The sequence below is a fragment of the Rhizobium sp. NFR12 genome, from assembly GCF_900108545.1.
Classification (GTDB): Bacteria; Pseudomonadota; Alphaproteobacteria; order Rhizobiales; family Rhizobiaceae; genus Neorhizobium; species Neorhizobium soli.
Map to the genome: position 1 here is coordinate 496,204 of NZ_FNWM01000001.1, position 13,630 is coordinate 509,833.

General features: G+C 61.8%; 12 protein-coding genes. All 12 read left to right on the plus strand.

The features are described 5' to 3' along the window. Window positions 1-9 precede the first annotated feature (9 nt). The 12 genes from BLW69_RS02320 (at window position 10) to BLW69_RS02375 (ending at window position 13,437) form a co-directional block, all read left to right on the plus strand. Window positions 10-1,623, plus strand: a complete 1,614-nt coding sequence (locus BLW69_RS02320) for a DHA2 family efflux MFS transporter permease subunit (RefSeq protein WP_092659696.1) — start codon at window positions 10-12, stop codon at window positions 1,621-1,623. Between the two features lie 156 nt (window positions 1,624-1,779). Further along, complete coding sequence (locus BLW69_RS02325) at window positions 1,780-2,805, plus strand: LacI family DNA-binding transcriptional regulator (protein ID WP_062582080.1); 1,026 nt, start codon at window positions 1,780-1,782, stop codon at window positions 2,803-2,805. A gap of 98 nt (window positions 2,806-2,903) precedes the next feature. Continuing rightward, the gene (gene xylB / locus BLW69_RS02330; protein WP_092659698.1) at window positions 2,904-4,358 is read left to right on the plus strand and encodes a xylulokinase; all 1,455 of its coding nucleotides are present in this window, start codon (window positions 2,904-2,906) and stop codon (window positions 4,356-4,358) included. A gap of 132 nt (window positions 4,359-4,490) precedes the next feature. Next, entirely contained in the window at window positions 4,491-5,801 is a 1,311-nt protein-coding gene (gene xylA, locus BLW69_RS02335) for a xylose isomerase (protein ID WP_092659699.1), read from the plus strand. Between the two features lie 216 nt (window positions 5,802-6,017). Beyond that, window positions 6,018-6,113 carry a pyrroloquinoline quinone precursor peptide PqqA gene (gene pqqA / locus BLW69_RS02340; RefSeq protein WP_062461193.1) on the plus strand — a complete coding sequence of 32 codons (96 nt, stop codon included), beginning with the start codon at window positions 6,018-6,020 and terminating at the stop codon, window positions 6,111-6,113. Between the two features lie 2 nt (window positions 6,114-6,115). Then, window positions 6,116-7,051 (plus strand): pyrroloquinoline quinone biosynthesis protein PqqB, encoded by a 936-nt coding sequence (gene pqqB / locus BLW69_RS02345; protein WP_092659701.1) that lies wholly within the window; start codon window positions 6,116-6,118, stop codon window positions 7,049-7,051. Beyond that, window positions 7,023-7,847, plus strand: a complete 825-nt coding sequence (pqqC, locus tag BLW69_RS02350; RefSeq protein WP_092659703.1) for a pyrroloquinoline-quinone synthase PqqC — start codon at window positions 7,023-7,025, stop codon at window positions 7,845-7,847. Before pqqB ends, pqqC begins: the two co-directional genes overlap by 29 nt. Then, on the plus strand, window positions 7,844-8,143 hold the full coding sequence (gene pqqD / locus BLW69_RS02355) for a pyrroloquinoline quinone biosynthesis peptide chaperone PqqD (protein ID WP_062461184.1): 300 nt from the start codon (window positions 7,844-7,846) through the stop codon (window positions 8,141-8,143). The genes pqqC and pqqD overlap by 4 nt, the downstream gene beginning before the upstream one ends. Window positions 8,144-8,217: 74 nt before the next feature. Continuing rightward, window positions 8,218-9,309: a pyrroloquinoline quinone biosynthesis protein PqqE gene (gene pqqE / locus BLW69_RS02360; protein WP_244508764.1), complete on the plus strand. Its 1,092-nt coding sequence runs from the start codon at window positions 8,218-8,220 to the stop codon at window positions 9,307-9,309. A 191-nt stretch (window positions 9,310-9,500) separates the two neighbouring features. Further along, a complete protein-coding gene (locus BLW69_RS02365; RefSeq protein WP_092659705.1) occupies window positions 9,501-11,036 on the plus strand; it encodes a sugar ABC transporter ATP-binding protein in 1,536 nt (511 codons plus the stop codon). A 202-nt stretch (window positions 11,037-11,238) separates the two neighbouring features. Continuing rightward, the gene (locus tag BLW69_RS02370) at window positions 11,239-12,237 is read left to right on the plus strand and encodes an ABC transporter permease (RefSeq protein WP_062461179.1); all 999 of its coding nucleotides are present in this window, start codon (window positions 11,239-11,241) and stop codon (window positions 12,235-12,237) included. A 234-nt stretch (window positions 12,238-12,471) separates the two neighbouring features. Beyond that, the gene (locus BLW69_RS02375) at window positions 12,472-13,437 is read left to right on the plus strand and encodes a substrate-binding domain-containing protein (protein ID WP_062582095.1); all 966 of its coding nucleotides are present in this window, start codon (window positions 12,472-12,474) and stop codon (window positions 13,435-13,437) included. The last annotated feature ends 193 nt before the right edge of the window (window positions 13,438-13,630 follow it).

The window sequence follows — 13,630 nt, forward strand, 5'->3', positions numbered from 1 at the left end:
GGTGGTCCCATGGCTGGGAGCGCAACGACAACTGCAGGATCGATATCGTCCGCGGCACAGGCATCGTCTGCTCCCAAGGTGGACGAGAAGATGCCGACCGGCCGGCTGATCGCGTTTTTCGCGATGGTGGTCGGCATGTTCATGTCGATCCTCGACATCCAGATCGTGTCTGCCTCGCTGTCTGAAATCCAGGCGGGCCTTTCGGCAGGTTCCGACGAGATCGGCTGGGTGCAGACGTCGTATCTGATCGCCGAAGTGATCATGATCCCGCTTTCTGGCACCTTGGCGCGTATCGTCTCGACGCGCTATCTGTTTGCGTTCTCGGCTGCCGGCTTTACGGCTGCGAGCGCGCTTGCGGCGACGGCATCCAATATCGACCAGATGATCGTCTACCGCGCGATCCAGGGTTTTATCGGCGGCGGCATGATTCCGTCTGTGTTTGCGGCAGCCTTCACCATTTTCCCGCCGTCGAAGCGGGCGTTCGTCTCCCCAATCATCGGGCTGATCGCGACGCTTGCGCCCACCATCGGGCCGACGGTCGGCGGCTATCTCTCGAATGCGTTTTCGTGGCACTGGCTGTTTCTGGTCAACATCATTCCCGGCATCTTCGTGACGATCCTGACTTGGCGGTTCATCGACTTCGACAAGCCGGAACTGTCGCTGTTCAAGAAGTTTGACTGGTGGGGTCTTGCCGCGATGGGCGTGTTCCTCGGCGGTCTTGAGTATGTGCTGGAAGAGGGCAATTCCAACGATTGGTTCAACGACCATATGATCGTCATCGGTGCCATCGCATCGGGGCTTGGCTGCCTGGTCTTCTTCTATCGCGCCTTTACCTCGGAATTTCCCGTCGTGGACCTGACGGCGTTTACGAACCGGAACTTCGCGTTCGGCTCGATCTTCTCCTTCGTGATGGGTATCGGGCTCTACGGGCTCACCTATATCTACCCGGTCTATCTCAGCCGCATCCGCGGTTACGACAGCCAGATGATCGGCGAGACCATGTTCGTCTCGGGCCTTGCCATGTTCGTCACGGCGCCGATCGCAGGCAAGCTGTCGACCAAGATGGACCTGAGAGCGATGATGGTGATCGGTTTCATCAGCTTTGCCTCCGGCACCTATATCATGACCGGCATCACCGCCGATTGGGACTTCTACGAGCTTCTGATCCCGCAGATCCTGCGCGGTTTTGGCCTGATGATGTGCATGGTGCCGATCAATAATATCGCGCTTGGCACTTTGTCTCCGGCCCGCATCCGGGGGGCGTCCGGCCTGTTCAACCTGACCCGCAACCTTGGTGGCGCGGTGGGGCTTGCGATCATCAGCACGCTTTTGTCCAACCGCCAGGACGTGCATTACGAGCGGCTGCGCGAGCATCTCGACTGGGGCAACCGGATCGCTTCCGACCAGCTCGACTCGATGGCGTCCAATCTGAACACCTACGGTCTAGATGGCGCGACCGGCGCGATCCGGCAGATGGTGCAGCTGGTGACCAAGCAGGCCGTGGTGATGTCATTCTCGGACGTTTTCCTGATCCTGACCGTGCTGTTTGCGATGATGATCCTCGGCGTTGCCGCCATCGAAAAGCCAGCCCCCCAGGGCGGTGGCGGTGGTAGCGGCCACTGATCGCGGACTTCGCGCTGAAGATTTCTAAGAACCACCGCCTGCAGAGGGGTCGTCGCAAACCGCGGCGGCCCCTTTGCGATTCATCCAGCGCGTTGTTCGAATAAATTTGATTTACGTACCTCAAATTCTCCGTTACGAAGATCGGCGGAGGACCGCATGAAGCCAACCGTACACGATATCGCGCGTAGCGCCGGCGTCAGCCTGGCGACCGTCGACCGTGTGCTCAACGGTCGGCCGGGCGTGCGGCGCATCACCCAGGAGAAGGTCGAGGAGGCGATCGCCGTCCTCGGCTACGTGCGGGACGTGGCGGCTGCGAACCTTGCCAAGGGACGGACTTACGCCTTCACCTTCGTGCTGCCTGAGAACGACAACTCGTTTATGATCGGCTTGCGCGAAGAGGTGGAGCAGGCGGTTGGTCGCTCCGGCGCCGAACGAACCCGTATCCGCGTCGTCGACGTGCCGCCTTTCGACGGGCAGGCCTTGTCGACCATGCTGGACGGCGTGCTTGCCGACAGGCCTGACGGTGTCGCGTTCGTGGCGGTGGAAAGCAGCGACGTGCAGGCGGCGGTCGCAAGGCTGCGGGAGGCGGGCATCGCCGTCGTGACGCTGGTGTCGGACCTGCCGGGCTCGCAGCGGCACCATTTCGCCGGGATCGACAACCACGCGGCCGGGCGCACCGCTGCCAATCTCCTCGGAAGGTTTCTCAGCGGTCGCGACGGGCGGGTGGCGATGGTTGCCGGATCGATGCTGGTGCGCGATCACCGCGAGCGGCTGGAGGGGTTTTTGTCCGTGCTATCGGAGGATTTTCCGCGGCTTGCGATCCTTCCCGTGATCGAGGCCCGCGACGATCCTGCTATTGCCGAGGAATTGGTGACGGGCCTGTTCCGTCGCTATCCGGATGTGATCGGGCTCTACAGCCTCGGCGCCGGCAATCGCGGGATCCTGAAGGCTGTGCGCAGCCTGCCGGAAGCACGCAGACCTGTGATTATCGCGCATGAGCTGACGCGATCGACGCGGGCAGCGCTTGCCGACGGTGTCGTCGATGCGGTGCTGAACCAGGATGCGGGCCATGAAGTGCGCAGCGCCATAAGGGTGCTGAAGGCGAAGGCGGACGGGCTTCCCGTGATCGCCGCGCAGGAGCGCATTCGTATCGACATATTCTTGAAGGATAACCTGCCCTGACGGGCAAATCGCGCTCCGGAACGTGTTAAGCGGCTCGGACACGACGCGTGGCGAAACAAAGATCTGCCGAAACGCGGCAGCAACAGGAGAAGGCAAGCATGTATCTCGGTCTCGATCTGGGCACTTCCGGCGTCAAGGCGATGCTGATCGACGACGATCAGACGATCATCGGCTCGGGGAACGGGACGCTCGACGTATCGCGCCCGCATTCGGGTTGGTCGGAACAGGAGCCGGCTCACTGGATCCGCGCCTGCGAAGAGGCGATCGACGGGCTGAAGGCGAAGTTTCCCAAGGAGCTTGCCGCAGTAAAGGGCATCGGCCTTTCCGGCCAGATGCATGGTGCGACCTTGCTCGATGCCGACGACAAGGTGCTGCGGCCCTGCATTTTGTGGAACGACACACGCTCGTTTAAGGAGGCGGCAGCGCTCGATGCGGATCCGCGTTTCAGGGCCATCACCGGCAATATCGTATTTCCGGGCTTTACGGCGCCGAAGCTTGCCTGGGTGAAGAACAACGAGCCCGAGATCTTTGCCAAGGTCGCCAAGGTTCTGTTGCCGAAGGATTACCTGCGGCTATGGCTGACCGGTGAGCACATTTCGGAAATGTCCGATTCGGCCGGCACGTCCTGGCTCGATACGGGTGCGCGCAAGTGGTCATCCGAGCTACTGGCGGCGACCGATCTTACCGAGGATCAGATGCCGACGCTGGTGGAAGGGACCGAGGAAGCTGGCCGCCTGCGGGGCGAGCTGAAGGCGAAATGGGGAATTGCCGGCGATGTCGTGGTGGCCGGCGGTGCCGGCGACAATGCGGCCTCCGCCTGCGGCATGGGCACCGTCGCCGAAGGGCATGCGTTCGTCTCGCTTGGCACATCCGGCGTGCTGTTTGCCGCCAATGCTTCCTATCTGCCGAAGCCGGAAAGTGCGGTCCATGCGTTCTGCCACGCGCTGCCGAAGACCTGGCACCAGATGGGCGTGATCCTGTCGGCGACCGATGCGCTGAACTGGCATTCGAAAGTGTCGGGCAAGCCGGCCGCGGATCTGGTTGCCGAACTTGGCGAAGGCCTCAAGGCGCCGACCGGGGTGACTTTCCTTCCCTACCTTTCCGGCGAGCGCACGCCGCATAACGATGCCGTCATCCGCGGCGCCTTTCTCGGGCTCGAACATGAGAGCAGCCGTGCGGTGCTGACCCAGGCGGTGCTGGAAGGCGTGACCTTTGCGATCCGCGACAATCTCGAAGCGCTGAAATCCGCGGGAACCTCGATCTCCCGCGTCACCGCTATCGGCGGCGGTTCGCGCTCGCGCTACTGGCTATCGTCGATTGCCACCTCGCTTGGCGTTCCCGTGGATATTCCAGCCGACGGCGATTTCGGTGCAGCGTTTGGCGCGGCGCGGCTGGGGTTGATCGCGGCGACCGGTGCCGATCCGGTTGCGGTGTGCTCCGCTCCCAAAACGGAAGCGGTGATCGAACCTGAAGCCGGCCTTCACGACGCCTATGAGGCGGCATACCAGCGCTACCGGGCTGCCTATCCAGCAATTCGCGGCTTGATGAACTAACCGGCAAAGGGGAGGAGACATCTCCTCCGCCAAGTCGGGCAACTCGAACCACGCTTTACCCGCTACAGTGAGGTACGTACCTCACCTTGGCGCACTTACCAGAACCAAGTTCCTACCAAGGAGGAAACCACCATGAGCACAGGCTTTTTCGGCGATATCACCAAGATCAAGTACGAAGGTCCTGACAGCACCAATCCGCTGGCATTCCGGCACTACAACCCGGATGAAATGGTCGGCGGCAAGCGGATGGAAGACCATCTGCGCTTTGCCGTTGCCTATTGGCACACGTTCACATGGCCGGGCGGCGATCCCTTCGGCGGCCAGACATTCGAGCGTCCGTGGTTCGACGACAGCATGCAGGCAGCCAAGCTGAAGGCGGATGTTGCCTTCGAATTCTTCGATCTGCTCGGGTCGCCTTACTACTGCTTCCACGATGCGGATGTGCGTCCTGAAGGCGCAAACTTTGCGGAAAACACGAAGAACCTCAACGAGATCGTCGACTACTTCGAAAAGAAGCAGGCCGAGACCGGCGTAAAGCTTCTGTGGGGCACGGCGAACCTGTTTTCGCATCGCCGCTATATGTCCGGCGCTGCCACCAATCCCGATCCTGATGTGTTTGCCTTTTCGGCGGCGACCGTCAAAACCTGCCTGGACGCCACCAAGCGTCTCGGCGGTGCGAACTATGTCCTGTGGGGCGGTCGCGAAGGTTACGAGACGATCCTCAATACCGATTTCACCCGCGAGCTGGACCAGATGGGGCGCTTCCTCAACCTGGTGGTCGAATACAAGTACAAGATCGGCTTTGAAGGCACGATCCTGATTGAGCCGAAGCCTCAGGAGCCGACCAAGCACCAGTACGACTACGACGTTTCCACCGTGTATGCCTTCCTGCAAAAGCACGGCCTGGACAAGGAAGTGAAGGTCAATATCGAGCAGGGCCACGCGGTTCTCGCCGGCCATTCCTTCGAGCATGAAATCGCCATGGCGAACACGTTCGGCATTTTCGGCTCGATCGACATGAACCGCAACGACTACCAGTCGGGCTGGGATACGGACCAGTTCCCGAACAACGTGCCGGAAATGGCGCTGGCCTATTATCACGTGCTCGCTGGCGGCGGGTTCAAGAACGGCGGTACCAACTTCGATTCCAAGCTGCGCCGCCAGTCGCTCGATCCGGCAGATCTGCTGATCGGTCATATCGGCGGTATGGATTGCTGCGCCCGTGGCCTGAAGGCTGCGGCGAAGATGATCGATGACGGTGCGCTGAAGACGCCGCTCGATGCACGCTACGAAAAGTGGGACAGCCCTGAGGCTCAAAAGATGCTGCGCGGCGAGTACAAGCTCGACGAAATCGCTGCCCGCGTCGAGAAGGAAGGGATCAATCCCGAGCCGAAGTCCGGACGTCAGGAATATCTCGAAAACGTGATAAACCGCTACGTCTGATACAAGCAGCCCAGTCTCCTTGTGACAAAGGCGTGAACGGCCCCGGAATGGCGAGAAATCGCGCAACATTTCGGGGCTGGAAACGTTTGATCCCGTGCTTATGTTAAGGCTTGGCGAACGGGATCATCCTGCGACCCTTTCAAACGTGAGTTCTGCCGGGGCCTCGGTCGCGAAAGCGGTCGGCTTATGGCCTCCAACGACACGAAGGAGAATGACATGAAGTGGACTGCACCTAAGTTTGTCGAAGTAAGCTGCGGCATGGAAATCAACCGTTACGCACCTGCAGACGGCAGCGAGCCGGTTCTGTTTTAATCATGAAGAGCACGGGACCCACGACCGGTCTCCGGTTTCTGGTGCTCGGCTCTGCAGCCGGCGGCGGATTACCGCAGTGGAACTGCAATTGTTCCAACTGCGCCGCCGCCCGCGATCCGTCTTCGGGAATCCTGCCGCAGACGCAGTCGTCGCTAGCCGTCAGTGTTGACGAAGAGACCTGGGCGATCTTCAACGCCTCGCCGGACATTCGCCTGCAGATCCAGCAGACGCCGCAGCTTCATCCGAAAGCCCTCCGCCACAGCCCGATCGCAAGCGTCGTCATCACCAATGCCGATGTGGATCATATCGGCGGCCTTCTGACGATCCGCGAGAAGCAGGCGTTTTCGCTTTTCTCGACCGCCGCGATCGGCTCGGTGCTCGATGCCAGCCCTGTCTTCCGGGTCCTCGATCCTGATTTTGTGGCGCGCAAGACGATCCGTCTCGACGAAGATTTTTCACCGCTCGACGGGCTTGAGGCGCGCATCTTCGCCGTGCCCGGCAAGGTCGCCCTGTTTCTTGAGGATGGCGAGCCGGAGCTTGGTCTCGAAGGCGAGCAGACAATCGGCGTCGAATTCGTGGCGAACGGCAGACGGGCCTACTATATTCCGGGCTGTGCGACGCTTCCGGACTGGCTTTGCGACCGCATCCGCGGCGCCGACCTCGTGTTCTTCGATGGCACCGTGTTTACCGATGATGAGATGATCCGCGTCGGTACCGGCATCAAGACCGGCCAGCGAATGGGACACATGCCGATCACGGGCGACGACGCCGGGGGCGGCGGTAGCCTGGAAGCGCTGTCCAAGCTCAGCATAGGCCGCATGGTCTATGTCCATATCAACAATACGAACCCGATCTGGCGCCAAGGTCCGGAGCGGGACGCGGTCACAGACGCCGGCTTCGAAGTCGGCCATGACGGCATGGAGATCGAACTTGCCTGACGCCCAGAACGCTGCTCTGAACAGAACCGATTTTGAAGCCCGGCTGCGCGCCATCGGTGCGGCTCGCTATCACGACAAGCATCCGTTTCACGGCATGCTGCATGGCGGCGGATGCTCGATGACGCAGGTGCGCGCCTGGGTGATCAACCGGTTCTATTATCAGAGCCGTATTCCGCTGAAGGATGCCGCCTTTATGTCGCGCTGCGAGGATATCTCGATCCGGCGCGCGTGGCGCAAGCGTATCGAGGACCATGACGGCGGGCGGGAAGAGGGCGGCGGTATCCGGCGCTGGCTGAAGCTTGCCGAGGCGGTCGGGCTTGATCCGGATTACGTCGAATCAACCCGGGGCGTTCTGCCGGGCACGCGGTTTGCCTGCGATGCCTATGTGCGTTTCGTGCGTGACATGCCGATGCTCGATGCGGTTGCCGCGTCGCTGACCGAGCTTTTCGCGCCCACCATTCACAAGAACCGCATTGCAGGACTGCTCGAGCACTACGCTTTCGCCAATGAAGACGCGCTCTCTTATTTCCGCAAGCGGCTCGATGAGGCGCCGGTCGATGTCGCCTTCGGGCTCAACTACGTTCTCGACCATGCGGACACGTTGGAAAAGCAGGATGCGGCCGCGGCTGCGCTGACCTTCAAGACGGACGTTTTGTGGGCGCAGCTTGATGCGTTGCAGAGCGCTTATGTATCGCCGGCACTTCTGCCGCCGGGTGGATGGGACGGCAAGGAGGGCGTGATTGGCGCTCTCGATCAGCCGGCTCTGAGAGAACCTGCGCGGGGAGCGGCGGAATGAGCGAACCTTCCGCAGTCACCGTGACCGCGCAGACGGTCGCCAAACTTGCCCGCGGCGTGCGGCTTCGGGAGGACCCGGTGCGCGGCCAGACGGTGCTGCTTGCGCCGGAACGGGCGCTGGCGCTCGATGAGATCGCCGTGATGATCGTCAACGCGCTCGACGGTGTGCGTGATCTGGACGCGATCGCGCAGGAATTCTCCGTAAAATTCGAAGCGCCCAAGGAGCAGATCCTGGTCGACGTGATTGCCTTCGTCGACGAGTTTTCCAAGCGGCGCATGCTGGAGTTGAAATCGTGAATGAGCATGTCAGCATTGCGCGGACAAGTGCCAAGACTACCGACAGAACGAGCGAATGGACCGACCGGGACGGCGTGACGGGTCGTATCCGCATCCCGGCACCGATCGCTATGCTTGCGGAGCTGACGCATCGCTGTCCGCTGGCCTGCCCCTATTGCTCCAATCCGCTGGAGCTGGAAGGCATCAGCACCGAGCTTTCCACGCAGGAATGGATCCGGGTGTTTCAGGAGGCGGCAGCGCTCGGGGTGCTGCACCTGCATCTCTCCGGCGGCGAACCGGCGTCGCGGCGCGATCTGGTGGAGCTGACGGCGGCGGCCGCCAAGGCCGGGCTTTATACCAACCTGATTACGTCGGGCATTGGCCTCAATGAGAAGCGCATCGCCGAGCTGTCCGCAGCCGGGCTCGATCATCTGCAGCTTTCAATCCAGGGCGCTACGCCTGTTCTTGCCGACAAGGTGGGTGGTTACAGAGGCGGTTACGATCGCAAGATCGCGGTGGCCGAGTGGACACATGCGGCCGGCATTCCGCTCACCGTCAACGCCGTCTGCCACAAGCAGAACATGGACGAGCTGGGCGCCATGCTGGATCTTGCCGTCGAACTCGGTGCGCGCCGCATTGAGATCGCCACCGTGCAGTTTCACGGCTGGGCCGAGAAGAACCGCAAAGCGCTGATGCCGACCAAGGAACAGGTGCTGCACGCCAACGCTTTCGTTGAGGAAGCGCGCAAGCGGCTGGAAGGCATTATCGTGATCGATTACGTGCCGGCCGACCACCATTCGACCTTTCCGAAGGCCTGCATGGGCGGCTGGGGACGCACGGGCCTCAATGTGACGCCATCAGGCAAGGTATTGCCCTGCCACGCGGCCGAAAGCATTCCGTCACTGAATTTTGAGACGGTGCGCGACATGTCGCTGACCGACATCTGGTATGACAGCCAGGCATTCAACGCCTACAGGGGCGACAGCTGGATGCCGGACCTCTGCCGTTCCTGCGATCGCAAGGGCGTCGATTTCGGCGGTTGCCGTTGCCAGGCGATGGCTTTGGCCGGCGACGCTGCCACCACCGACCCGGTCTGCATCCTGTCGCCGATGCGCCATCTCCTGGTCGAGCAGGCAGAGATCGACAGCCGCGCCGAGCCGCCTGAATTCGTCTATCGCGGCCGCTAACGCCACTCCCGGTGGTGTCGCGAATGTGAACGAAGCTCATGAGCTGAAACTGCTTTACGTACCTCAAATTCTTCGATAGCCTGAAATTCAGGGAGGAATTTCAGTGCATCACACCACTTGCGAGGAGGCAGGTGTTGTGGGCGTGCCGCGTTGCGGCTGCTTCACGACGCTTCTGATTTTGAGGCCGGTGCATGGTTGATGCGTCCGGGCATACGGCTGCGCCTCTGCTCGATGCGCGCGGCCTTTCAAAGACGTTCGGCATTGTCGAAGTCCTCAAGGATATCGCGCTCACTGTTCGTGCCGGAGAGGTCCACGCGATCATCGGCGAAAACGGCGCCGGCAAATCCACATTGATGAAGATCCTTGCCGGCAACCATCACCCGACAAGCGGCGAACTTGCGATCGACGGACAGGTCGTCAGCTTTTCGGGGCCGGTCGATGCGGAAAAGCATGGCATCGTGCTGGTGCATCAGGAGATCCTTCTCGCACCGGATCTGACGGTGGCGCAGAACATCTATCTCGGACGCGAGGTTCGAAAGGGCATCGCTCTCGACGACCGGGCGATGAATGCAGGCGCCGCAGAGGCGATCCGCGATCTCGGTGCCGATATCGATCCCGAGACGATCGTGTCGCGGCTTTCGATCGCGCAGCGCCAGCTGGTGCAGATCGCGCGGGTCCTGCTGGTGCCGCATCGCATCGTCATCTTCGACGAACCGACGGCTTCGCTGACGCCGCACGAAACCGAAGCGCTGTTGAAGGTCATCACCGATATCCGCGCCAAGGGCGTCGGCGTGCTCTACATCTCGCACCGGCTGCCGGAGGTGAAGGAGATCGCCGACCGCGTGACGGTGCTGCGCGACGGGCGACTGGTCGCTTCGCACCCGACAAGCGAGCTGGAACCGGCCGACATGGCGCGTCTGATGGTGGGCCGCGACGTGGCAAAGCTCTATCCGGACCGGCAGGCGGCCATCGCGCCCGAAACGGTGCTTCAGGTGGAAGGATTCGATGTGCCGGGCTACGCGCGCGATGCCGGGTTTACCCTGCACAAGGGTGAGATCCTCGGTTTTGCCGGGCTGATCGGCGCCGGTCGCACCGAACTGATGGAAGGGCTGGTCGGACTTCGACCGGCCAAGGGCAAGGTGACGCTACGGGGCCGGCCGGTTCAGTTTACCGACGTGCATTCGAGCCTCAAGGCGGGCGTCGCCTATCTTTCCGAAGACCGCAAGGGCAAGGGCCTGCTTCTCACCAAGGACCTCACCGTAAACCTGACGCTCGCCTCGCTTGGCAAGTTCATCCGCGGCCTGCAGATCGATCGCAAGCGGGAAGCGCAGGCGCTCGACAAGGCGATCGAGGATTTCGACATCCGCACCGGCACGAAGACGATCCTCGCAGGACAGCTTTCCGGCGGCAACCAGCAGAAGCTGCTGCTTGCCAAGATGATGCTGCTCGATCCGCAGGTCGTCATCATCGACGAGCCGACGCGCGGCATCGATATCGGCAACAAGGAACAGATCTACAAATTCATCGCCGCTCTGGCTGCGGAAGGGCGCTCGATCATCGTCGTCTCTTCCGAAATGCCGGAGCTGATCGGCATCTGCGACCGCATTCTGGTGATGCGCGGCGGCCGGATCGTCGGCGAAGTTCAGGGAGACCACATGACGGAAAACGAGATCGTCCAGCTTGCAACCGGGGTCAATGTCGGCCGTGATGCGGGGGAGGCGGCATGAGAAGAAACCCCTCCCCACCCTCCCCACAAGGGGGAGGGCTTAACCCGGCGGTGCCGTCGCAGCCCGGCATCAGGCTTGCCGATCGTCAGGGCGAGTTTGGCAGGCGGGTGCCTCGCGTCTTCTCCCCCCTTGTGGGGGAGATGGCCGGCAGGCCAGAGGGGGTTTTACGACCCGCGCCACAACTCGCTAAGGGGGAGGCGGCATGAGTGCAGTCGTAACTGAGACGAAGGCGCCGAAGACTTCGCGCGACTGGGACATGGCGGCCATCGCGCCGTTTGTTGCGCTGGCGCTGCTTCTGGTGCTCGGCTATTTCGCCAACCCGAATTTCGTGTCGCTTGCCAACCTCACCAATGTCATCACCCGCAGCGCCTTTATCGCGGTGATCGCGCTTGGGGCGACCTATGTGATTTCGGCCGGGGGACTGGATCTCTCGGTCGGGGCGATGGTCGCTTTCGTCGCAAGCCTGATGATCCTGTTCATGAATTCCGGCGTGATTGCCGATCCGATGCTGATGCTGATGGCCGGCATGGCGGTGGCGCTGGTTCTGGGGGCGGCCTGCGGGCTGGCGAACGGGCTGATCACGACGCTCGGGCGGATCGAGCCGTTTATTGCGACGCTCGGCACGATGGGCATCTATCGCGGCCTGACGACCTGGCTTTCCCAGGGCGGCGCGATCACGCTCAAGGACCGGCAGTTGCAGCAGCTTTACCGGCCGGTCTATTTCGGCGACGTGTTCGGCGTGCCGATCCCGATCATCGTGATCTTCGTGACGGCGGCGCTCGCTGCCTTCGTGCTCTACCGCACCCGGTATGGCCGTCATGTGATCGCCGTCGGATCGAACGAGGAAGTGGCGCGCTATTCGGGCATTTCGGTCAACAAGGTGCGCACCATCGCCTATGTGGTGCAGGGCCTCTGCGTGGCTGTTGCTGTCATGATCTACGTGCCGCGGCTGGGATCGACGTCTGCGACGACAGGCATCCTGTGGGAATTGCAGGCGATCACGGCGGTCGTTGTTGGCGGGACGGCACTTCGGGGCGGGGTGGGTCGCATCTGGGGCACGATCTGCGGCGCTTTCATTCTGGAAATCGTCGGCAACATCATGATTCTGTCGAACTTCGTGTCGGAATATCTGATCGGAGCGATCCAGGGCGCGATCATCATCATCGCCATGCTGGTGCAGAGGTCGCTGATGCGAAAGTAAGAGGTTGTTACGGGACCCCTCCGGCCTGCCGGCCATCTCCCCAACAAGGGGGGGAGAAGACTTGCCGCAATCGCCTGCCTCGATCGAGTGTTGGCGATAGCTGCCGGGTTAAGCCCGCCCCCTTGTGGGCAGGGCGGGGAGGGGTTTCGGGTCGCTGAGACCAATGGTTTGGCCGGGCCTCTGGGGCGGGTCCGGTTTCGGGAGGATGACCCCTTAAACTCTGGGAGAGAGAACATGCATAGAAGAACATTCGGTCTCGGCGTTGCAGGTCTTGCAGCGTCGGTTGCCGCCGCACCAAGCCTCGGGCTTGCACAGGAGGCGAAGAAGGTCACGATCGGCGTGTCCATTCCGGCAGCCGACCATGGCTGGACGGCGGGCGTGGTGTTCCATGCCGAACGCGTCGCGAAACTTCTGATGGCCGAGCACAAGGGCCTCAATGTCATCGTGAAGACCTCGGCGGATCCGGCGAGCCAGGCAAACGCGGTGCAGGATCTGGCGGTGCAGGGCATCGATGCGCTCGTCATCCTGCCGAGCGATCCGGATCAGCTGGTCACCGCGATCCAGCAGGTGAAGGACGACGGCAAGTTCGTGGCGCTGGTCGACCGTGCACCATCGGTCAACGACAACACGATCCGTAATCTCTACGTGGCCGGCAACAACCCGGCGCTTGGCGAAGTGGCTGGAAAGTACATCGCCGAGAAGACGCCGGAAGCGCAGGTCGTCGTGATCCGCGGCCTGCCGATCCCGATCGACCAGCAGCGCCAAGACGGGTTCGACAAGGGGATCGCCGGTTCCAAGGTGAAGGTGCTGGAGCGCCAATACGGCAACTGGAGCCGCGACGACGCCTTCAAGGTGATGCAGGATTTTCTGACCAAGCATCAGAAGATCGATGTGGTCTGGTGCCAGGACGACGACATGGCCGTCGGCGTGCTGGAGGCGATCGAGCAGGCGAAGCGCACCGACATTCAGTATGTCGTTGGTGGTGCCGGCTCCAAGGACATGATCAAGCGCGTCATGGACGGCGATAAGATGATGCCGGTCGACGTGCTCTATCCGCCGGCGATGGTGGCAACCGCCATGCAGCTGACGGCGGCCAACTTCTACGATCAGGTCCCGGTCAGCGGCAACTATATCCTCGACGCCACGCTGGTGACGAAGGAGAATGCGCAGAACTTCTACTTCGCCGACTCGCCGTTCTGAGATCACCAAGGCGAGAGGGGGCGTTTGTCGCAAGACGCCCTCTTTCCTCGCGTCATCCCTGTGCTCGTGACAGGGATTCAAGCCAGCCCAAGTCGCTGGGCTGAAGAAAATTGCTCTGACCCGCCGGAAATCGGGTCACTGGATTCCTGTGACAAGCACAGGAATGCCGGAGAGTTTGCGGAACGCACCGAGC

Excerpts from the sequence above, each read along its gene's own strand:
- BLW69_RS02320 (WP_092659696.1), top strand. The coding sequence starts at position 10 with ATGGCTGGGAGCGCAACGACAACTGCAGGATCGATATCGTCCGCGGCA.
- BLW69_RS02325 (WP_062582080.1), top strand. The coding sequence starts at position 1,780 with ATGAAGCCAACCGTACACGATATCGCGCGTAGCGCCGGCGTCAGCCTG.
- xylB (WP_092659698.1), top strand. The coding sequence starts at position 2,904 with ATGTATCTCGGTCTCGATCTGGGCACTTCCGGCGTCAAGGCGATGCTG.
- xylA (WP_092659699.1), top strand. The coding sequence starts at position 4,491 with ATGAGCACAGGCTTTTTCGGCGATATCACCAAGATCAAGTACGAAGGT.
- pqqA (WP_062461193.1), top strand. The coding sequence starts at position 6,018 with ATGAAGTGGACTGCACCTAAGTTTGTCGAAGTAAGCTGCGGCATGGAA.
- pqqB (WP_092659701.1), top strand. The coding sequence starts at position 6,116 with ATGAAGAGCACGGGACCCACGACCGGTCTCCGGTTTCTGGTGCTCGGC.
- pqqC (WP_092659703.1), top strand. The coding sequence starts at position 7,023 with ATGACGGCATGGAGATCGAACTTGCCTGACGCCCAGAACGCTGCTCTG.
- pqqD (WP_062461184.1), top strand. The coding sequence starts at position 7,844 with ATGAGCGAACCTTCCGCAGTCACCGTGACCGCGCAGACGGTCGCCAAA.
- BLW69_RS02365 (WP_092659705.1), top strand. The coding sequence starts at position 9,501 with ATGGTTGATGCGTCCGGGCATACGGCTGCGCCTCTGCTCGATGCGCGC.
- BLW69_RS02370 (WP_062461179.1), top strand. The coding sequence starts at position 11,239 with ATGAGTGCAGTCGTAACTGAGACGAAGGCGCCGAAGACTTCGCGCGAC.
- BLW69_RS02375 (WP_062582095.1), top strand. The coding sequence starts at position 12,472 with ATGCATAGAAGAACATTCGGTCTCGGCGTTGCAGGTCTTGCAGCGTCG.